A 19,763-nucleotide genomic window follows, 5' to 3' on the forward strand; every position below is an offset into this window, starting at 1 on the left:
GGTAAGTTTAAGATATGAATGATTCTTCGTTTAAACCGGCTTTGGGTTTAGTAGATGCTACCATGTTGGTGGCGGGTAGTATGATTGGTTCCGGAATTTTTATTGTGAGTGCCGATATAACCCGCAACGTGGGCAGCGCCGGTTGGCTCATAATGGTTTGGCTGCTAACAGGCTTTATGACTTTAACCGCCGCTTTAAGTTATGGCGAATTAAGTGCCATGTTCCCGCGAGCCGGTGGCCAGTACGTTTACCTGAAAGAAGCTTATAACCCGCTGGTTGGTTTTTTGTATGGCTGGAGTTTTTTTGCGGTAATCCAAACGGCTACCATTGCAGCCGTAGGAGTAGCCTTTGCCAAGTTTACCGCTTACCTGATTCCCCAGTTCAGCGAAGATTTAGTGGCGCTGGATTTAGGTTTTCTGCAAATATCTTCGGCCCAATTATTATCGATTGTGGTAATTGTGTTACTTACTTTTATTAATACCCGGGGCATTCAGAGCGGTAAAATAATTCAGACTACTTTTACGGTAACCAAGCTACTGAGCCTTTTTGGCCTGATTGTTTTTGGGTTACTAGCCCTTAAACCAGATGTTTGGAATACCAACTGGCAAAACGCCTGGCACATGCAGCCCTTACAAACCGATGGCAGTACGGGTAACTATACTTTAATGGTGGCTTTAGGTGCCATAGCCGCGGCAATGGTGGGTTCTATTTTCAGCAGCGATGCCTGGAATAATGTAACTTTTATTGCCGGCGAAATTAAAAACCCGCGCCGGAATATTGGCCTGAGTTTATTTTTAGGAACCTTAATTGTAACCGTAATTTACACGGTTACCAATATTGTGTACGTGGCCGTACTCCCCTTATCCGAAATTGCTTCTGCCGAAAAAGACCGGGTAGCTGTAGCCGCTTCGCAAGAAATATTTGGAAATGCCGGTACTATTATTATTGCCCTCATGATTATGATTTCTACTTTTGGCTGTAACAACGGTTTAATTCTGGCTGGGGCGCGGGTATATTATACCATGGCAAAAGACCGCCTCTTTTTTAAAAAAGTAGGAAACTTAAATAATAATGCAGTACCCGCGTTTGCGTTGTGGGTACAGTGTTTGGCGGCCGCAGGTTGGTGTTTAAGCGGCAAGTACGGCGATTTACTCGATATGATATCGTTTGTGGTAGTAGGTTTTTACATGCTTACCATTTTAGGAATATTTATTTTGCGGGTTAAACGTCCGGAAGCCGATAGACCCTACAAAGCGCTGGGTTACCCTGTTTTACCTATTATTTACATATTAATGGCTTTAATATTTTGCGGGCTCTTAATTATGTATAAACCTAAATTTACGTGGCCTGGCCTGATTATTACCTTGCTGGGCATTCCTATTTATTACGCCACGGTTGCCAAAAACAAAGCCAAAGTGCTGCAATAGCTATCTGCCTGGTTGGTAGACTTAACAGAAGCAAAACATAAAAAATAAATAAATACGGCTTGTATTAAAATATAAGTATTGCCTGTATCTTTGTTTATATGCAGCAACAGCCTTTATTAACATTAAAAATCCGGCTCGCCGTAATATTAATGGTGGGGCTGTACTTGCTGGTATCTGTTATTGGTTTTGCTAACCTAAACATTAGTGCTAACCAGAAAAAACACCCGTTAAAAGCCCAAACTGCGGATCTTGCTCCAAAAACTAACTTTACTAAAGCGGCTGCAGAGCCGTTAAAAGTAACCGAAGCCGTACCTTCAGCTGCCTCGCGATCCGGATTGGTAAACGAGTTTGATTTGCTATTGGCGGTTCCGCTACTTTTTCTGCTGCTCGCGCTTTTCTATCCAAATTTCCAGACCAAACAGCTAATTAAGCAGGTAGCTTGGCGCTGCTCTTTTCTGGATTTTTACCGCATTCTTCCGAACGGTCCTTAGAATTAACCTTTTTTCTGAAAAGCAGGATTTAAGCACTTAAATCCTGTTTGCCCTGTTGCTTCCTGATTTTACCGGATTAGGTTTAATTACTTTTTCAAAGGTAAGCGGGTACGGCGTGTTCATTATTTTTTAATCAGAAAAAAGCATTTCTTATGTTACTGCTAAATATATTATTACAAGTTACAAACCCCGTTAATTTACCCGAAACTTCTCCTGAAATGGGTTTATCGCTTTTTGATTTACTCCTGAAGGGTGGCTTTGTAATGGTGCCTATTTTTATACTTTCCTTAGCCACGCTTTATCTTTTCATGGAGCGCTGGTTATTTATTCGTTCGGCTAATAAAATAAAACCGGCATTTTTGGTAAATGTAGAAAACCTGATGCGCTACGGGCATATAGACGAGGCTATGCGTTTATGTGAGCGTACAGCTTCACCTATTGCCCGTATTTTAAATAAAGGCTTAAGCCGCATAGGTTCGCCGGTGCGCGATATTGAAGCCGCTCTGGAAAATACGGCCCAAGTAGAGGTCTATAACTTAGAAAAAAATCTGGGTTATTTATCGGCTATTGCAGCCGTTGCCCCTATGATGGGCTTTTTGGGTACCGTTACGGGCATGATTAAAGCATTTTACCATATTTCACTCGCCGATAATATTAGCATTGGTATTATTGCGGGTGGTATTTACGAAAAAATGATAACCTCGGCAGCTGGTTTGCTAGTGGGCATGCTGGCTTATGCCTTGCATACGTACTTAGTTGCCCAAATAGACCGCACTGTTAACACCCTGGAAGTGGCCTCTATTAGTTTTATGGATATTCTCTTTAAAGTGCCGACCCATGAATTTCAGGAAAACTAAAAAAAGGCACGCCTCCGTAGAAGCAGCTTCTTTATCAGATATTTTATTTTTTCTGCTGCTGTTCTTTCTCATCATTTCGACATTGGCCAGCCCAACGGCCATTAAACTACTTTTACCTAAAGCGCAGCATACCCAAAGCATACCCAAAAATTTAATTAATCTTTCGGTAAATAGCCAGTTAGAATATTTTATCGAAAAAAACCAGCTTTCTTTTACCGATTTAAATGCCGCCCTGGAAAGTTTAGCCCTGAACACGGTTAAGCCAACCATTGTGCTGCGAATTGACCGGACGGTGCAGGTAGATGAATTAATTAAAGTGGTTGATATTATTAATAAAAACCATTTACCCATGGTTGTAGCCACCACCAAAGCCCAATAAATATTTTTAAAGAAGATTAAATCTCATAAGTAGCTTCCGGCTTTTGCCCTCTGTTAAATTGTTAAAGCAAATTGTTTTTATACGTTTAATCGGCGGCTTTCCGGATACTGTAAGGGGTTATACCAAAAAGTAAATATTACCTTCCAAAAAACGCAACTTTATTTTTGTCATCCTGAAAGGACCTTTTGGTTAGAAAATCAAGTAGGCAATATACCTTTTAACGCTAATTGCCTGTAAGAATATCTAAACAATAGATTTTTTCAAAATGACAGAGAGCGTATCTATGCAGGATAGCTTATACTATTTGGTATTATTTATTAGCAGTTTAACCCTTGCTGCGGCGGCAAGTAGTCTGGCAGCAGCTTTATAATTGGCAGTGTTATCCACGCTAATTATAAAGCTGCTGTTTTTATAGCAAAATATTAAACTGCTTTTATTCAGGATATTTTATAGTAATGCCAAGTATTGTAAAAGGCTTTCCATAGCTAAAAGTATAGAATCATATTATCCCTCCTGTTATTCCGCAGGAATCTGCTGCCTGGAAGGCATTACAGGTAAATTCCAGACTAGGTTTATTCCCTGTTTATCCAACTCAAGCAAAAGCTTCTTTTAGAATTCTGCGAATGCTCCTGAATGACTGGTAGGAGAAGTTGTTTGCTGGGCTATTATGGAAATGTTTACTATCTGGTATTACCGCCTGCTAAATCATTGACGTTGTTTAACACGTAAACTGTTTAATATTTTAATTAATATTTTAAATATTGCGGTAAAAGTTATTTTTGAATAGCGTAGCGGTGAGCTATCTTAATTTAAATAAAACGGTAAAGGTCATTTTCAGGTAAATAGCAAAATAAAAATAATCCAAAATAAGATTAAACTTTACTATTTACTATTACCTAAATAATAACCGTTTAAATAAGACAACATGCTGGAACTAGAATTACTGGCTATTTTGCCGGATGCAGAAAAACTAATTCAATGGGGTGGCGTAGGTTTAATTGCGGCCCTGGTTTTTATAGAAACCGGCTTTTTGGTGGGCCTGATTGTACCCGGCGGCGAAACCTTACTTTTTTCGGCTGGCCTTTTTGCTGGACTAAAAACCCTGGATATGCCGGTATGGTGGCTAATTCCGCTTTTAATAATAATGGCCTTTGCCGGCGATTTAACCGGTTATGGTATTGGCCGCAAACTAGGTAAACGCCTGCATAATAAAAAAGACAGCTTACTTTTCCGGCGCGAATACCTCGAAAAATCAGAAAAATATTACCACAAACATCCCCGGAGAGCTTTAATATTTGGCCGTTTTTTACCCATTATCCGCACGTTTAATCCTTTATTATCGGGCAGCAGTGGCATGGATATTAAAAAATTCATGCTGTTAAGCGGCTTTGGCGGGTGTTTGTATATTACTTCTATCATATTGGCCGGCTATTTTTTAGGCCAGGCTTTCCCGAAGTTAGGCGATTACGTAGGGTATATTTTTATGGGGGTAGTGGTGTTGGTGCTGGGTTCGTTGTTTATTAGTTTTTACCGCGAGCACCGAAAAACCGCCAGTTAAAACTCTATAAAATAAACCTGTGGCGTTAAATTGTACCTATTCTGCCAAACCGCAAAAGGCTTGTTATTATTATATTTAGGTATTAACTGCTATTAAGTAAATAGTCGCCTTAACAATTGCATATTTTCACCTGAAATATTTGTGAATTTGATGAGCGCACTTTTGTCATTCAGGAGGAAACTATTTGGCTACCTGCTAAATAGGTTCCTCCTGAATGACAATTGTGGGGTACTTAAACCTCATTTTAGAAATTTATTTAATCACCAGTATTAATCCAACTTCTACAACCAATAGTTAAAAGCAACCTAATTCGGCCTTTTGTCTTTCCACAACTTAAAATCGTCCCAATATATTTGCAGGGTTTTTACCTGGCGTTGCATGTGGGCAATCAGTTCTTTAGATGTATAAAGCTTAAGCGGGTTAAAATCTGTAACGCCGTCGGGGTTCGGGTCCTGGGAGTTGTGGGTAATTTTGTGCAGGTCGAAAACTATTTTTCTTTTTTCGCCATCGGGCGCAATGGCCAGGTAAAAACGACCGTTTTGCTGGTTACCTTCTTTGTAGTAATAATCCATGGTAAACCATTTACCAATGGGTACTTTAACGGCTTCGTTGGTTTCGGCCCACAGCGTGGTATATTTTTGTTTGCCGTCGGGGAATAGTTCGCAGTCCTGGGCATCCAGAATAAAATGCAAATCACTTTCTTTTTCGGTGGGTTTGCCTAAACCCAGGGTAATCCGGAAACCGTAAGGAACCTCCTGGCTCCAGGTAATATTATTCCAAAATTCCGCTATGGTTAACCAATGAATCTGCTTCGGAAACGTACGCACCGTATTAAAATCGTTGGGCAAAAACACCCGTACCGATTGGTAAAATTCCTTTACGCCTTTATTGTTGTACAAATTAGCTTGTATTCTGCCTTTAGAACCTGCTACATTGGGTTCGTTCAGCCAGAAATGAAGTACCTGGTTACGGGCATTAGTTGGGTCTGGTACCAGGCGGGCATACCGCATGGTAGAATCGCCGCCCTGAAACTGAATATTGAAATTGCCAATAGCCGGGTGGTTGTCTAAATCATTTACCCAATCGTTGTGGCTGGATAAAGTTTTATCGGCCCCAATTATATCGGTATCCCGGTTCCGGGAAACTACATTAACTCCGGCTTCAAAACCCGATTGAAACAGTAGTTCGCCTGTTGCGGAATCTTGCTGCGCTACCGGATTTAATTTACAGCCACTTATTACCAGCAGCGCAAAGCATAACAAGGCCGGGACTTTTTGCCAATGCATCATATTTTAAAGAAGCTTTTTATGGTTTAAACCGAATAAAAGCAAATTTTAGCTATTATCCGAAGCTCCTCCTGGTTTTGCTACTGCTTAAATTATATTTATTTAAGCAACAGCATTTTAAAGTTACTTTGGGCTGTTAAAGCATGCGGAATATTGGCCGGAATAATAATAACTGCACCCGCTTGCAACGTTTGGGAGTTGCCCTGCATGTGAAACAAACAGCTTCCTTCCAGTACAGTTAACAAGGCGGGGTGGGGAGTGGTATGGGTTTTTAGTTCCTGGCCGGCGGCAAAGGCAAACAACAAGGCTTTTTGCCCGGCTTCTTCCCAAATAACCTGAACGTTAAACTTATTGGGCTGGTAAGTAATCTGGTGGGCCAGATTTTCTAAATTAGGGGTAGAGGCTATTTCGAGTGGTTGCATGTTACTGGCTTTTATAATCAGGGTTTAAATCAGAGTTTCTTGTAAGCTTAACCGATAGCGGAACAAAGCATAATACCGGTTGGGGCGCAATAAATAAGCATGCTTAAAAGTTACGCGCCGGTTTATAAGCAAAAATACGCACCAGTTGCTCGGCTAAACCTTTAGTGGCCGAAGCGGTTGGCCCTTTAAAATGCTCTTCTACGGTTTCGTGAAACAAATGTACCCATTCCCGCACCTGGGCCTGGTGGGCTGGTAGCAAAGCATGTAATATTTGGGGGTGTCCGGTTAAAGCAGCCGATTTTAATAATACCGAGTGCCAGAAGTTTTTCATTTGAAACAAATGCTGGTTCCAGTCGCGGTTAGAAAGGTTATCGAATAAGGCTAACAGGTAAGGTTGCGATTTTAGTTTTTGGTAAAAAGCATCTACCAGTAATTGTATGTCGGCGGGTTGCGAAATATCGGGTTTGTGTAAGTTCATGGCTTTCAATAGTTAATATTTAAAGCTGGCGGTAAAAGCTTCTTTGCTTAATTTAGTTTTGCAGCAAAGGAGCGTTATACAAATATCGTTTCGGAACGGCAATTATAGCATGACGTTAGTCAACCGGCCAAATGATTTGCCTCATCTTTCGGCCAATTTGCGTGTACCTTAAGGGCTAAGCCAGCAATAAGTAAACGCTTAATGTAGGATTGTATTTTGGTATGTTGCAGCCGCGTATTGCTTTAAGAGTAGAAAGCAATTTAATTTAAACGCGGTTAATTATTTGAAATGGATGATTTTCAGGCTTATAAAAGTAAGTACCTGTATTAACAAGCAACTTAATTTTAATAGCTTTTTCAGTTAAATTTTGATAATACGCTTCTACTTTGCCAAAATAATCGGCACAGAGATTTAATTCTTAACAGAAAGGAATTATGTTTTAGGAATATATTTATAATTATAGAGCCGATAATATACGCGGTAATTTTCAAGCCAATGCAACAAGGCGGAGCGCCTTAATGTTGGTTGGTGTTGTTTACAAATTTGCCATAATCCGGAACGGCCACTTGCTCAAAATCCTGCACCAGCTTGCGCAAACCCTGACTTAAAGCCTCGCCTTGCATAAAAGTGCCATGGCCGGGTACAACCATTTGCGGCTGCAAAGCTTCTAATTTCTTAACCGAGTCGTAAGCAGCCGGCCAATTCGTAGTTAAATAAACTGGTGGACCGCAAACTTCTTCTTTCTGCACCAGCACTTTATAAAGCGAATCTTGCTTAACCGTTATAAAAGCGTCGGCGGAAAGCAACGTACGGTCGTGGTCGCGGAAGAAAGCTACCTGGCCCGGGGAGTGGCCGGGCGTATGCACCCAACGCCAGCCGGGCATAAAAGGTACGCTGCCATCTTCGGGTAAAGGTTGTAAAGCCGGTGCAATATTAATGGGTTCGTTGGGGTAAATCGATGATATTTTAGCTAATAAGCCACCTTGTACGGTTACGTCGGGCTCGGGGTAAGCCTGCTGACCGGTTAAGAACGGAAACTCCAGCGGATGGGCAAAAACCGGTACCGGCCATTCTTCGAGTAAACTTACCAAACTACCCACATGATCGAAATGGCCGTGCGTGAGTACGATAGCCGCGGGTTTGCTGTTCTCGCCAAAACGGCCGCGGCATACTTCTTTTATTTCCGAAGCTGATTTAGGCATGCCCGCATCTACCAACACCCAATCGCCGCCCGACGGATTTCCAACCAGCACCAGATTTACAATCTGGTTTGTGTAATAATATACATCAGGCCTTACTTCGTGGCCGGTTCCGCTGCTTACCGAAGTCATGGGAATAAATTTATTATCCGCGCTCTGATGCATATTAGTATCCATAAGAAAACTATTAGGTGAATGGATAATTATACCGGCTTTCCTGACTTGGTGTTACACTTTATGTAAGGCTACTTTTTGTATTTGAGAATATTTTTTAAGAATCTGTTTATTTTAAGTAAACTGAATTTAGCTCAGTTCAGAAAATGATTATTTAAAGTTAGCGGCAATATTATAAGTTTTATTCTCAGCAATATTTACACACTTACGCGGTTAAAATATTTAACCCAAACACTCTTGGGAACCAGTTTTACGCCTTTGGGAATGCCGTTGTGCGAATCGTGGTATTTGTGGCTTTCGTACCAAACGTTAAAGCTCGCTTCATCTTCCCAATAGCTCATAAGCCAGAATTCGTTGGGGTTTTCCTGGGCCGTAAAAACTTCCATTCGTACAAAGCCAGGCGCTTCATCTACCAGGTGCGGGCGGTTAATAAAAGCGGTTTTAACTTCTTCGCCCATATCGTTGGCTACTGTAAAAGAACTCAGGGAAATAAACATAGCTAATAATTAAAATAAAATAATGTTAACTAAACCGGCCTGGGCGGTTTATTAACTTTCTAAAAAATATAAGATAAAGGTAGTACCCTGGCCTTCTTCGCTTTGTACGTCAATTTTGCCGCCGGCATTATCCATCATGCGTTTTACAATGTAAAGGCCCATGCCGGTGCCGCTTACGTGCGAGTGAAAACGCCTGAAAAGGGCGAATAATTTAGATACATTTTCTTGGCTTAAACCTAAACCGTTGTCGGCTACCGATAATACCAAATAGGGGCCTTGCCGTTCGGTGCTCAGGGTTATTTCGGGATCGCGTTCCGAGGACCGGTATTTTACCGCATTGCTGATTAAGTTATAGAAAATGCTGTATAAGTTTTTGCGCGAGAAGTTTAGCTGGGTTACGCCAAAATTAATGTTAAACTGTACGGGTACGCCGGCAATTAAGTCCTGAATATTGCCCCGCACTTGTTCCAGAATTTCGTTTAAATTAACCAGCTCGGCTTCTCCGTCTACGTCGCGCTGTACTTTGGCAATATCGGTTAAGTCGTTTATTACGGTTTTAAAGCTATTAATTGATTCTTTAATCATCGTAAAAATAGGCCGGGTGCTTTCTTCCGTAATCTCTTCCGACGAATTTATTTCTTCTTCTAAAAGCAAAACCAGCCCTTCTACGTTGGCCATCGGCGATTTTAAGTCGTGGGAAGCGGTGTACACGAACATATCCAGGTCTTCGATAACCCGCACCAGGTGTTCGTTGGTGTTTTGCAGTTTTTGCTGCGCCTGTTTTAAATCGGTTAAATCAATAAACGAGCCTAAAACCCGGTACGGAATTTTGTACTCATTGTGTAAAATATAGGCCCGGTTAAAAACATAAGCGTAGGTGCCATCGGCTTTCATAATGCGGTATTCGTCCATCCACTGGTCTTTGCCGCGGTTAATAGCCTGGTTAATGCCTTTTTTTATACTGTCTTTATCTTCCGGATGCACTTTATTGAACCAGCCGTCAATGCCTTCTTCCATCTGGCTGGCCGGGTAACCCAACATGGCCTCAATGGTTTCGCTCCACCAAATTTCGTTCGAAACCAAATCCCAGTCCCAAACCACATCGTTGGTAGCCATAGATACCAACCGGAAACGTTCTTCGCTGGCCGTAAGCTGCTGGGTACGTTCGGCTACCCGTTCTTCTAATTTATTATTTAATTTTATTAATTCGCCTTCGGCTTTTTTCAACTCTTCGTAGGCCAGTAATATTTTTTCTTCGCTTAACTTTTTCTGGGTTATTTCGGCCATGGTTACGGTTAAGCCATCGCCAACTTTAGCCCCCGATATTTCGAACCAGTCTTTGCGGTCGTTTACTTCCAGGTGTTGTTCGGTAAGCAGGTGTTTGCCGGTTTCTACCACATCTACAAACTTCCGGAAAAGCCCGGATTTTTTTAAGAAAGGCAGCTCGGTCAGGGCGCTGCTGTTAAGCAACTGCGCTTGCGGTTTACCTATTAATTCCTCGGCTTTTTTGTTTAATAATATCCAGTTAAAATCAATAATCTTATTTTGCTCGTTCCGGATGGCGCTCAGGGCCATAATATTATTGAACGAGCTGTTTAAAACACCTTGTACCACGTTGCTTAGCGTAGTGAGAGTGGTTACATCTACAAAGCTTACCACCACGCCGTCTTTGTTGCCGTCTTGTTTTAAGTACGGAATAATTTTTATTAAAAAATATTTGCCCGTAGTGGTTTCTACTTCCTGTTCTAACTCCAGCGAATACCGGTTAACGTGCTTAATATTTTCCAGAAAATCTGCATACTGCAGGTTATGCGATAAATGGTGAATAGGGCGGCCTAAATCGCTTTCGATAATATTAATTATTTCTTTAACCGAAGGCGTAAATTTCCGGATTACCAGGTCGTGGTCGAGGTAAAGCTGGGCAATATTTGAGCTGCGGATATAATTATCCAGATCTTCGTTTAATTCCTGCAGCTCTTTTATTTTTAACTGGTGTTCGGAGTTTACGGTGTGCAGCTCTTCGTTTAACGATTGCATTTCTTCGTTGGAGCTTTGCAACTCCTCGTTCGAAGACATGAGTTCTTCGTTTACCGATTGTAATTCTTCGTTGGCCGTGCTTAAATCCTGAACGGTCAGGTGCAAACTTTCGTGGGCATCTTTTAGCTCCAGTTCCAGGGCGGTAAGCTGGCGGTAAAAATCGGTTTCGGGCATTTGCAGGGTTTCGCTCAGCACAAAAGGGGTAATACTTTGAATAATTTCCTGCAATAAAATCAGGATTACCCGCGGCTGGTTTTTACCTGCATCAACCGGTTTAATGGTTATTTGCACCAGTTGGTTTTTCTCGTTTAATTTTATAACCACCTGTCGGCTTTCAACTTCTTGGTGGTGTTGCAAAACTTTCCGTATATCAACACTTAATATTACGGCGAGTTCTTTGGGTACTACTTTGAGCAGGTTAAACTGTAAACGCTTGTTCGGAAATTTAAGAAACCGCTCAATATCGCCAATGCCGTGTAGCAACTGATAATTTTCATCAACATACAAGGCGGTTATTTTATAGGTTTCGGCCACGGCATCCATAAAGAAGTCGTTGAACTGCGAAATCTGCGTATTTTTAACCGGCAAACCGTTGCTTACTCCAAACGTTGGGTTGTAATTGCCATAACCATAATTGGGCTGAGGCCGGGTACTTTCTTTTATTTTCCGGTAAATTCGCCATTTCCGGTTTTCTTCGTAAAACAGCATTTTTATATCGCCGAGCTGCTCACTTGGGCCCAGAAACAAATAGCCGTTTAAATTAAGGGCGTACGGAAAAGTAGCCATTACCTTGTTTTGCAGCGCCGGGTTTAAATAAATAAGCATATTGCGGCACGAAATTAAATCGAGCTTGCTGTAGGGCGGATCTTTCTGCAAATCGTGTTTGGCAAAAACCACCATTTTGCGCACCTCGGCATTAATTACATATTTATTGCCTTTGGGGTAAAAGAACTTCTCCAGCCTTTCCGCCGATACATCTTTTTCAATCGAAGACGAATAAATACCTTTAGAGGCTTTGTCCAAGGCCCGCTGGTCAATATCAGTGGCAAATATTTTTACCTGCGACTCGCGGCTGGCTTCAGCACAACATTCCTGAAACAGCATGGCCAACGAATAAGCTTCTTCGCCGGTGCTGCAAGCTGTAACCCAAACTTTTATAGATTCTTCGGTGGTTTTGGAGGCAATAATCCGGGGCAGGATATCATTTTTCAGAATTTCGAAGGCTTCGGGATCGCGGAAAAATTTGGTTACGCCAATTAAAATTTCCTGGCATAATTTTTTTATTTCGGCCGGATTTACGTGCAAATACTGGAGGTACTCTTCCAGGGTTTTTACTTCTACCTCACCCATCCGTTTGTTGATGCGGCGGTAAACAGTAGCTTCTTTGTAATCTTTAAAATCGGTTTTGGTATGGGTGCAAATTAAATCTAATATTTCGTGCAGTACCTGTTGCTTTCTTTGTTCTTCCGGCATTTCTACCAAAGATTTTACCAGCGGTATTTGCCGGGCGTACTCCAGAATTTCGTGCGCCATTAAGTCGGGGGCCAGAATAAAATCGGCGGAGCCGGCTTCTATCGCGCTCCGGGGCATGCCATCGAATTTTGCCGTATGCGGATCTTGTACCACAACCATGCCGCCAGCCGTTTTAATGGCCAGGCTGCCTTTAGTGCCATCGGTACCCGTACCCGATAAAATAATGCCAATAGCCGAGCGCCCCCGGTCTTTGGCCAGCGACTCAAAAAATATATCGATGGCAAAGTTTGGTTCGCGGCTGCGCTGTTTTTCTACTAACCGCAAGCGGCCTTTTTTTAAGGTAAGCTGTTTGCCGCTGGGCAGCACGTAAATGCAATTAGGCCGGGTAGGCATGTTGTCTTCGGCTTCCTGCACCTGCATGCGCGTATGCTTCGACAATAATTCGGCCATCAGGCTTTTATGGTCCGGCGATAAATGCTGCACAATAACAAACGAAAAACTCGAATTGCTCGGAAAATGATCGAAGAGGGTATGAATAGCTTCCAGGCCACCGGCCGAAGCGCCAATCCCGATCAGGTAATGATCGGCTTTTGCTTTAAGGGGCGCTGGGTTGGCTGAGGTATGCTGAATATCGTTAGGCAAAGGCATTTTTAGCAGGCTACTCCTAAAGTTACTATCTAATAATTTTCTTTAATAATTTTTTCCAGCACCGCGCTGCGCAAAGCATGGGCTACTTCTATTTCTTCGAATGCCCAGGGCAGGGAAGTTTGCTTTACGGTTTCCTGGTAAGTAGCAAATGAATTACGCGGATGGTAAGATTTACCGTCGGGTTCCATTTGAATGGCCTGGTTGGGATTACCACCCCATTCTATGGTTTGCAGCACTTCGGGCCGGAAACCCAGAATATATTCGCCTTGTTCCGGATTAATGGCTATGGCCAGCAGGCCGCTGGCAATTTCTTTATATTCCTGGCTGCGGGCATACTCGGCGGGCAAAGCATTGGTAACGTATAACTTATTTAATTCGTGGCGGCGCAGCCAGTAAATTAATTCTTTTATTTCCTGCTCGTTGGGGGTTTGGCCCAATACAATGGTAGCGCCATCGTAAACTACGGCAACGCCAGCGAGGTTTAACAAAGCCAGCAAATTGGTTTCGCCTGTAAGCAGGCCTTCGGTAAAACTTGGCTGGTTGTATATTTGCTCCAGTAAATTGGCGTAAATCTCTTGCAACTGCACCCGCAAGGTCATGGCGTTTTCTTTTTCTTTTGCAGCCAGCTGCGCCGATACAATGCCCGAAAGCAACTCCAGCGAAGACCGCAGTTCATAGCTCAGGTTTAGCGGTGTTTTATGGTGGCACGAAATGAGCCCCCACAATTTATCGTCGAAAATAATGGGCAGCGACATAGACGCCATAATTTGCATGTTGCGCAAATATTCTAAATGCACGGTGGCCACACTCCGTAAATTACAATCCGATAAATCGGTAAACCGCATGGTTAACGGATTAATAACCGGAATAAGGCCCACCGGCTGGTACGAGCGGGTAGGAATTAAGCGGTAAGGATTGCGGAAATATAAATCGCGGGCTTGTTTGGGTACATCCGAGGCCGGAAAGCGCAGTCCCATGTAATCGTCCATGTCATCTTCTTTGGCCTGGGCAATTACAATACCGTTCCACTGCGGGTCGAACTGGTAAACCATTACCTTATCGAAATTAGTTATTCGCTTAATTTCGTTTACCGTAATATGGGCCGCCGCAACCGTAGAATCAGCCTGTTTAAGCAAAGAGGTAATATATTTTATTTGCTGGTAAAGTCCAATAAAAGAATTATCGGAGGTTGCTGGTGCATTTTCTTCTAATTCAACTAAAATATATTCGTCTTTGGGGTGCACCAGGGCTGTAAAAAAAACCGTTTTGGCATTTGCCGTAAAAGTGAGGCTGAAAGGAATTTTATCCTGGCTGTTTTGCCGGATAATTTTTTCCTGAATATCGCTGAACTGACTGGCCGGCAGATAAGCTGACAATGGTTGCTCTAAAAAATCATCCACGGGCAGCGAAAACAACTCCTTCAGGTTCTCGCTGGCTTGCACAATTTGTAATTCTGCTTTATCCAGCACCAGCAACAGGCCGTGGGGCTGAATTAAATTAACCAAATTGAGGGGAATGGACCCGCAAAAATCAGAATCATAATTTTTATCAATAGCAATATTAATCGGGTTGGTATTCAGATTTCTCATTTGGTTAAGAAACAGGATTAGGCCTGCGGTTGTTTTATAAATTAAAATAATTCAATAACGGGATAACGCGCAAGGCAGTTATTAATTGGCACTCAAATAATATTTTTGCTTCGGAACCCGGCATAGGTAATTAAAAAGCCTGGCGCAAAAAGCAGAAGCAGGTAAAATTACAAACTTCCGTTTTTGCTGGTGTTCTTGGGGGTATTTAAAAATAAGCAGCGACCCAGGTTAAATTACCTAGAGCCTATTTAATAAGCGCTTATTTTAAATAGTGTAAACGGAAAGTGGCAATATTTATACTAAGATTTCTTTTAGTTTTGCCGTAGTTAAGGGTTTATTCAGGAAAAATTCTATCCCCTCATCTTTTGCCTGCTTAAAATCGGAGGGTGCCAAAGAGGTTGTCAGCATTACCACTTTCGTGTGCGCCACCAAATCAGGGTCAAAAGTTTGTTTGTAAATCCGGTAAAACTCTATCCCATCCATTACAGGCATTTTAAGATCTACCAGAATAACATCCGGAAACCGGGTATTGGTCCGGACAAATTCCTGTAAAAGCTCCAGGGCTGCTTTGCCATCGGGGGCAGTATGCAACTCGGCAGCATTATCTACTTTGGCAATTAATAATTTATTCAGACTAATAGTAGTCCGGTTATCATCAACTAATAAAATATGAGGCAATGGCTTATTCATTGGCGCTACTTTTGAGCCCTAAAGGTAAAAAATATTTATTATTTAAGGTAAATCTAACGAATGCCCGGGGCTGCTGGTAAACAAGTTTTTAATCCGGAAGTTTAGTCGAAAGAGAAATTAAAGGGGAATAGGCTGGGTTTAACGTTCAAATATGCTGTAAATCAGGAGTTTATTTGGTTTTGCAAACGCACAGAAACGACAGAACCTTATTCGGTTAAAGCAAAATTTTATTATTTAGAAAAGTTAAAAAGCAGGTTTTTAAGTAAACAAGCCTGCTTTGGAATAAAGAATCTGGGTTTTACCCACATTAGCCAGATTAATTAAAGAATCATCTGGTAAATTAGCGCTTATGGAACTACAAGGTAAATGGACCAGAGACCCCGAAGGTTTTATGGATTTTGATTCATCGGCGGCACAGCGTTTATACGAAACAATAACCGATACTTACCACCAGGTTTACAACAACTACCTCGACCAGTTTGATGATGAGGAAGAAGCCCACCAGCAAGCATTAGCCGATGGGTACGAGATGGTTACGGATTATAAAACTATAAATGGAGCGGAAGAATTTGTAACCACTTATACAACCCCCACCCATGTAGCCGATATCTGGTATGTTTTTGATGCGGTTAGCGGCAAAAGAATTTACGATCGCGGCTTTATCCGGATAAGCAATAAGTAGAACCGATTATTAAACTGGTTCTAAGTTTTAATAAATATTACTTCCGCTATTATAATCGGGCTTCTTCGCGGCAGCTTAGTTGTCTGGTATAAGGGTTAGCTTCATTAATTTAAAAAGGCCATTACTTTCTAAGGAAATAGTTTCCGGAAGGTAGTGGCCTTTCTTTATACACGGCGCTTTATTTTGCTGTTGATTTATGCGTGTATATTATTAAAGGTCAATATTTGATTTAATTTGCTACGGTTAAAATTAAAACTGATTACTTATAATAGTATAGTAATTATTTATATATGCCTTAAAATATTTTGGCGTATATGTGTAAATAATGAATGTTTATTGCTTTGTGGCTTAATATTAAAATGCCTTTTATAAATATTTAAAAGTTTGCTTAATAATTTAATATTAGAAAAATTCAAAAAATTATTGCTTTATAATCTATTCCCTTCCAAAAACAACTTACAAGATTTACAACTCTTTGTCTAAATTGTAAATATTTCAATAAAATTGCCTTTTAAATTAAAATATTCTAACTATGTAGAATAATAGTTAATAAATATTTAATAAAATCAAACTAACAAACAATCCAAACAAACATTATTAACCACTGCCGGGGTTTATAGAACTGTTGCCTCTGCTCACCTTATTCTAAACAGTTCTGGAACTTAAAAGTGACTTTATGAAAAGAATTCTATCCCTGTTCCTTGTCATGTTATGCATATCGCAGGCAATGGCGCAAAATTCAAAAATTACCGGCAAGGTAACCGAAGCTGGCGGCGGTGCTTTGCCCGGGGTTACGGTTTTGGTAAAAGGCACCAATACCGGCACAGCTTCCGATTTGGAAGGTGCTTTTGCACTGGAAGCGCCCACCAACAGTACCCTGGTTTTCTCTTTTATTGGTTACGCCACCCAGGAAGTAGCGTTGGGTAACAAAACCACCCTGAACGTGGAAATGGCGATGGATGCCAAACAACTCGGCGAAGTCGTAATTACCGCCTTTGGTATTGAAAGAGAGAAAAAAGCTTTGGGTTATACCATTCAGGAGGTGAGCGGTGAAAAATTAGCCCAGGTAAAATCCTCTAACGTGGTTAACAGCTTATCGGGCCGGGTTGCCGGGGTGCAGGTAAGTTCTAACGGCGGACCCGGCAGCAGCTCTAATATTGTAATCCGCGGAATGGGCTCCGTGAGCCGGAATAACCAACCTTTAGTTGTAATCGACGGGGTACCCATTCAACAAGCAAACAACAACCGGTATGGCGGGGGCATTTCCGAAGTAAACCCCGAAAATATTGCCTCTATGTCGGTGCTTAAAGGGCCAAATGCGGCAGCATTATACGGTTCGCGGGCAGCCAACGGGGTTATTTTAATTACTACTAAAAACGGAGTCGGGGTTAAAGGCATTGGGGTAGAAGTTAGCTCCAGCATAACCACCGAGCGGCCTTCGGTTAAACCTGATTTCCAGGATATTTACGGCGGCGGTAACGGTTACCGCACCTGGTACAACAACGGCCGGAGCGGCTCTATTACCGACCCGCTCGAAATTGAGCAATACCGCGCCGCTTACGGACCAAATGCGCCGCTGAGTGGTACCGAAGGAACCGATGAAAGCTGGGGTGCACCCATGGACGGCCGTTTGGTGCGCCAATGGTGGACCGGAACCGGCGTAGCACCTTTAACGCCGCAACCAAATAACTGGGAAGAATATTGGGAGACCGGCCAAACCTTTGTGAATTCCGTGGCCCTCACCGGCGGTAACGATAAAGGCAGCTTCCGCTTGTCTTTGGGCCGCCTCGACCAAACCGGTATTATGTACAACAACGATTTTCAGCGGAACAACATTAACCTGAGCTCGGCTTATAACCTAACGCCCGAGTTAAAAGCTACTGTTAGCGCCGAGTATATTAAATCTGGTTCCGATAACCGGTCTTACCAGTCGGGGCAGCAATTTATTTGGTCGCACCGGTCGGTTTCCTGGGATCAGCTGAAAAACTGGCGCGATTATACCGGTGTGCACATTCAGCGGCCCGGCGACGATTTGCCGCCCAACTGGCAGCACACCTTCTTTAGCAACCCTTTTTACCAGCAAGATTATATGCCCAACGCCAACGACAAAGACCGGCTGCGGGGTAGTATGGCGCTTAGTTACGATATTAACAGCAACCTGAGTTTGATGCTAAGAAGCGGCACAGATTTCTGGACCGATACCCGCATTAATGTTACCAACTGGGAACGGGTTTCGAACGGCAACCGCCTGTACGGCGCTTACAACGAAGAAGTGCTGCGCAACTCCGAAACCAACCACGATATTATGCTGACTTACAAGAAAGATTTCGGACCCGATTTCTCGTTTAACGGCCAGGCCGGAGGCATTTACCGCAATAATTATTACAAGCGCAACTATACTTCGGTGGCCCAGTTGGTAATCGATCGGTTGTATACGCTTAACAACAACGCCGTGCCCAACACCAACGAAAGTGCTATCGAAGAATTTAACGTGCAAAGTTTGTTTGGTGCGGCGCAGTTTGGTTTCCGCAACGCCTTGTTTTTGGATGTAACCGGCCGCAACGATTGGTCCAGTACCTTGCCTACCAGCAATAATTCCTTCTTCTACCCGTCGGTTTCTTTAAGTGCGGTGGTAACGGATTTGATGGAGATGAACAGCAATATTTTATCGTTCGCGAAGTTAAGAGCGAGTTGGGCCCAAGTAGGTAACGATGCCGATCCGTATCAGTTGTACCAGTTATACGAATCCAAAACGCCCTGGAACGGTTCCTTACCGGCCTTTGGCGAAAGCACAGACATTAACAACGCCAACTTAAAACCCGAAATAACTACTGGTACTGAGTTTGGCGCTGATGTAAGATTCCTGGGCGGCCGGATTGGTTTAGATGCGACTTATTACACCAAGAGCACCAAAGACCAGATTCTGGGCGTAGAAATATCGAAAGCTACCGGTTATAACCGCCGGTTCCTAAACGCCGGGGAAGTAACGAACAAAGGGGTAGAGGTAATGCTGAGCGGTACGCCTTTACAATTAGCGAATGGTTTCCAGTGGGAAGTAAGTTTAAACTATGCCCGCAACCGCAGCATGGTAGTAGAACTGGCCGAAGGTTTAACCACTTACACCTTGTACACCACCCGCGGTCTTTCTTCGGAAGCCCGGGTAGGGCAGGCCTACGGTACTTTCTACGGCAATGCTTTCCTGCGCTCGCCCGATGGCCAGATTATTTACGACAAAGTATTGGGTACGCCAAGTTTAGCGCCGGGGCAAACCGTATTGGGTAATATTCAACCCGATTGGATTGGTGGTTTCTCGAACGCCTTTACCTATAAAGGTATTACCCTGAGTGCTTTGATTGATGTTCGGAAAGGCGGCGATATTTACGACGAAGGAACCGGCACCGCCCGCTGGACTGGTCAGTACGAAGAAACCGCGGTTGGCCGCGAAGAAGGCGTAATTGGCAAGGGCGTGAAAAATATTGGTACTGCCGATGCGCCCGAATACGTGCCGAACGATGTAATTGCCGATGCCAAATTATTCTACGGCTACAACAACCCCCGTACTTACCACGAAGCCGCTATAATTGATGCCAGTTACGTGAAATTGCGCGAAGTAAGCTTAGGCTACCAGCTCCCGGCTTTCCTAACCAACCGCATCAAAGCGCAATCGGCGCGGGTATCGTTGGTAGGCCGTAACCTGGCTATCCTGTTCCGAAATAATCCGCACATCGACCCCGAAGTAGATTCACAAGGCGGCAATGCCCAGGGCTTTACTTACGGGCAGTTACCCAACAGCCGCAGCATGGGCGTGAGCCTCGATATTAAATTCTAAGCCCGTTCAGCGGATAGTTTACAGATTTTTCAACTCAGATTTATCTT

General features: G+C 42.9%; 15 protein-coding genes. 7 read left to right on the forward strand and 8 right to left on the reverse strand.

Annotation, left to right across the window (positions count from 1 at the left end; translation table 11 throughout):
* Nucleotides 1-14 precede the first annotated feature (14 nt).
* From F0145_RS22135 to F0145_RS22155, 5 genes are all read left to right on the forward strand, one after another.
* Nucleotides 15-1,427 carry an APC family permease gene (locus F0145_RS22135; protein ID WP_150092098.1) on the forward strand — a complete coding sequence of 471 codons (1,413 nt, stop codon included), beginning with the start codon at nucleotides 15-17 and terminating at the stop codon, nucleotides 1,425-1,427.
* Nucleotides 1,428-1,525: 98 nt separating this feature from the next.
* Nucleotides 1,526-1,918 carry a hypothetical protein gene (locus tag F0145_RS22140; protein ID WP_150092100.1) on the forward strand — a complete coding sequence of 131 codons (393 nt, stop codon included), beginning with the start codon at nucleotides 1,526-1,528 and terminating at the stop codon, nucleotides 1,916-1,918.
* Nucleotides 1,919-2,070: 152 nt separating this feature from the next.
* On the forward strand, nucleotides 2,071-2,775 hold the full coding sequence (locus F0145_RS22145; RefSeq protein ID WP_150092102.1) for a MotA/TolQ/ExbB proton channel family protein: 705 nt from the start codon (nucleotides 2,071-2,073) through the stop codon (nucleotides 2,773-2,775).
* Entirely contained in the window at nucleotides 2,756-3,154 is a 399-nt protein-coding gene (locus tag F0145_RS22150; RefSeq protein WP_150092104.1) for an ExbD/TolR family protein, read from the forward strand. Before F0145_RS22145 ends, F0145_RS22150 begins: the two co-directional genes overlap by 20 nt.
* A gap of 925 nt (nucleotides 3,155-4,079) precedes the next feature.
* Entirely contained in the window at nucleotides 4,080-4,712 is a 633-nt protein-coding gene (locus tag F0145_RS22155; RefSeq protein ID WP_150092106.1) for a DedA family protein, read from the forward strand.
* A gap of 305 nt (nucleotides 4,713-5,017) precedes the next feature.
* Here the strand turns inward: F0145_RS22155 and F0145_RS22160 are convergent, their stop codons facing one another.
* From F0145_RS22160 to F0145_RS22195, 8 genes are all read right to left on the reverse strand, one after another.
* Nucleotides 5,018-6,001 carry a hypothetical protein gene (locus tag F0145_RS22160; protein WP_150092108.1) on the reverse strand — a complete coding sequence of 328 codons (984 nt, stop codon included), beginning with the start codon at nucleotides 5,999-6,001 and terminating at the stop codon, nucleotides 5,018-5,020.
* Nucleotides 6,002-6,096: 95 nt separating this feature from the next.
* Nucleotides 6,097-6,420 (reverse strand): cupin domain-containing protein, encoded by a 324-nt coding sequence (locus F0145_RS22165; RefSeq protein ID WP_150092109.1) that lies wholly within the window; start codon nucleotides 6,418-6,420, stop codon nucleotides 6,097-6,099.
* A 103-nt stretch (nucleotides 6,421-6,523) separates the two neighbouring features.
* Nucleotides 6,524-6,898, reverse strand: a complete 375-nt coding sequence (locus tag F0145_RS22170) for a group III truncated hemoglobin (RefSeq protein WP_150092111.1) — start codon at nucleotides 6,896-6,898, stop codon at nucleotides 6,524-6,526.
* Nucleotides 6,899-7,413: 515 nt separating this feature from the next.
* A complete protein-coding gene (locus F0145_RS22175; RefSeq protein ID WP_150092113.1) occupies nucleotides 7,414-8,274 on the reverse strand; it encodes an MBL fold metallo-hydrolase in 861 nt (286 codons plus the stop codon).
* Between the two features lie 194 nt (nucleotides 8,275-8,468).
* Nucleotides 8,469-8,768: an antibiotic biosynthesis monooxygenase family protein gene (locus tag F0145_RS22180; RefSeq protein ID WP_150092115.1), complete on the reverse strand. Its 300-nt coding sequence runs from the start codon at nucleotides 8,766-8,768 to the stop codon at nucleotides 8,469-8,471.
* A gap of 51 nt (nucleotides 8,769-8,819) precedes the next feature.
* Nucleotides 8,820-12,926 carry a chemotaxis protein CheB gene (locus tag F0145_RS22185; protein ID WP_150092117.1) on the reverse strand — a complete coding sequence of 1,369 codons (4,107 nt, stop codon included), beginning with the start codon at nucleotides 12,924-12,926 and terminating at the stop codon, nucleotides 8,820-8,822.
* Between the two features lie 29 nt (nucleotides 12,927-12,955).
* A complete protein-coding gene (locus tag F0145_RS22190) occupies nucleotides 12,956-14,515 on the reverse strand; it encodes a GAF domain-containing protein (RefSeq protein ID WP_150092119.1) in 1,560 nt (519 codons plus the stop codon).
* Between the two features lie 294 nt (nucleotides 14,516-14,809).
* Entirely contained in the window at nucleotides 14,810-15,205 is a 396-nt protein-coding gene (locus tag F0145_RS22195; RefSeq protein WP_150092121.1) for a response regulator, read from the reverse strand.
* A gap of 349 nt (nucleotides 15,206-15,554) precedes the next feature.
* Here F0145_RS22195 and F0145_RS22200 point away from each other — a divergent pair, with 349 nt between their 5' ends.
* On the forward strand, nucleotides 15,555-15,887 hold the full coding sequence (locus tag F0145_RS22200) for a hypothetical protein (RefSeq protein WP_150092122.1): 333 nt from the start codon (nucleotides 15,555-15,557) through the stop codon (nucleotides 15,885-15,887).
* A 676-nt stretch (nucleotides 15,888-16,563) separates the two neighbouring features.
* A complete protein-coding gene (locus F0145_RS22205; protein WP_150092124.1) occupies nucleotides 16,564-19,716 on the forward strand; it encodes a SusC/RagA family TonB-linked outer membrane protein in 3,153 nt (1,050 codons plus the stop codon).
* The last annotated feature ends 47 nt before the right edge of the window (nucleotides 19,717-19,763 follow it).

It is taken from the genome of Adhaeribacter rhizoryzae, assembly GCF_008629685.1.
In the GTDB taxonomy this organism is placed as follows: Bacteria; Bacteroidota; Bacteroidia; order Cytophagales; family Hymenobacteraceae; genus Adhaeribacter; species Adhaeribacter rhizoryzae.

What these genes read in the sequence shown, in the direction of transcription:
- F0145_RS22195 (WP_150092121.1), bottom strand. Translation starts at nt 15,205, where the DNA reads ATGAATAAGCCATTGCCTCATATTTTATTAGTTGATGATAACCGGACT.
- F0145_RS22135 (WP_150092098.1), top strand. Translation starts at nt 15, where the DNA reads ATGAATGATTCTTCGTTTAAACCGGCTTTGGGTTTAGTAGATGCTACC.
- F0145_RS22140 (WP_150092100.1), top strand. Translation starts at nt 1,526, where the DNA reads ATGCAGCAACAGCCTTTATTAACATTAAAAATCCGGCTCGCCGTAATA.
- F0145_RS22205 (WP_150092124.1), top strand. Translation starts at nt 16,564, where the DNA reads ATGAAAAGAATTCTATCCCTGTTCCTTGTCATGTTATGCATATCGCAG.
- F0145_RS22175 (WP_150092113.1), bottom strand. Translation starts at nt 8,274, where the DNA reads ATGGATACTAATATGCATCAGAGCGCGGATAATAAATTTATTCCCATG.
- F0145_RS22200 (WP_150092122.1), top strand. Translation starts at nt 15,555, where the DNA reads ATGGAACTACAAGGTAAATGGACCAGAGACCCCGAAGGTTTTATGGAT.
- F0145_RS22160 (WP_150092108.1), bottom strand. Translation starts at nt 6,001, where the DNA reads ATGATGCATTGGCAAAAAGTCCCGGCCTTGTTATGCTTTGCGCTGCTG.
- F0145_RS22170 (WP_150092111.1), bottom strand. Translation starts at nt 6,898, where the DNA reads ATGAACTTACACAAACCCGATATTTCGCAACCCGCCGACATACAATTA.
- F0145_RS22150 (WP_150092104.1), top strand. Translation starts at nt 2,756, where the DNA reads ATGAATTTCAGGAAAACTAAAAAAAGGCACGCCTCCGTAGAAGCAGCT.
- F0145_RS22165 (WP_150092109.1), bottom strand. Translation starts at nt 6,420, where the DNA reads ATGCAACCACTCGAAATAGCCTCTACCCCTAATTTAGAAAATCTGGCC.
- F0145_RS22145 (WP_150092102.1), top strand. Translation starts at nt 2,071, where the DNA reads ATGTTACTGCTAAATATATTATTACAAGTTACAAACCCCGTTAATTTA.
- F0145_RS22190 (WP_150092119.1), bottom strand. Translation starts at nt 14,515, where the DNA reads ATGAGAAATCTGAATACCAACCCGATTAATATTGCTATTGATAAAAAT.
- F0145_RS22185 (WP_150092117.1), bottom strand. Translation starts at nt 12,926, where the DNA reads ATGCCTTTGCCTAACGATATTCAGCATACCTCAGCCAACCCAGCGCCC.
- F0145_RS22180 (WP_150092115.1), bottom strand. Translation starts at nt 8,768, where the DNA reads ATGTTTATTTCCCTGAGTTCTTTTACAGTAGCCAACGATATGGGCGAA.
- F0145_RS22155 (WP_150092106.1), top strand. Translation starts at nt 4,080, where the DNA reads ATGCTGGAACTAGAATTACTGGCTATTTTGCCGGATGCAGAAAAACTA.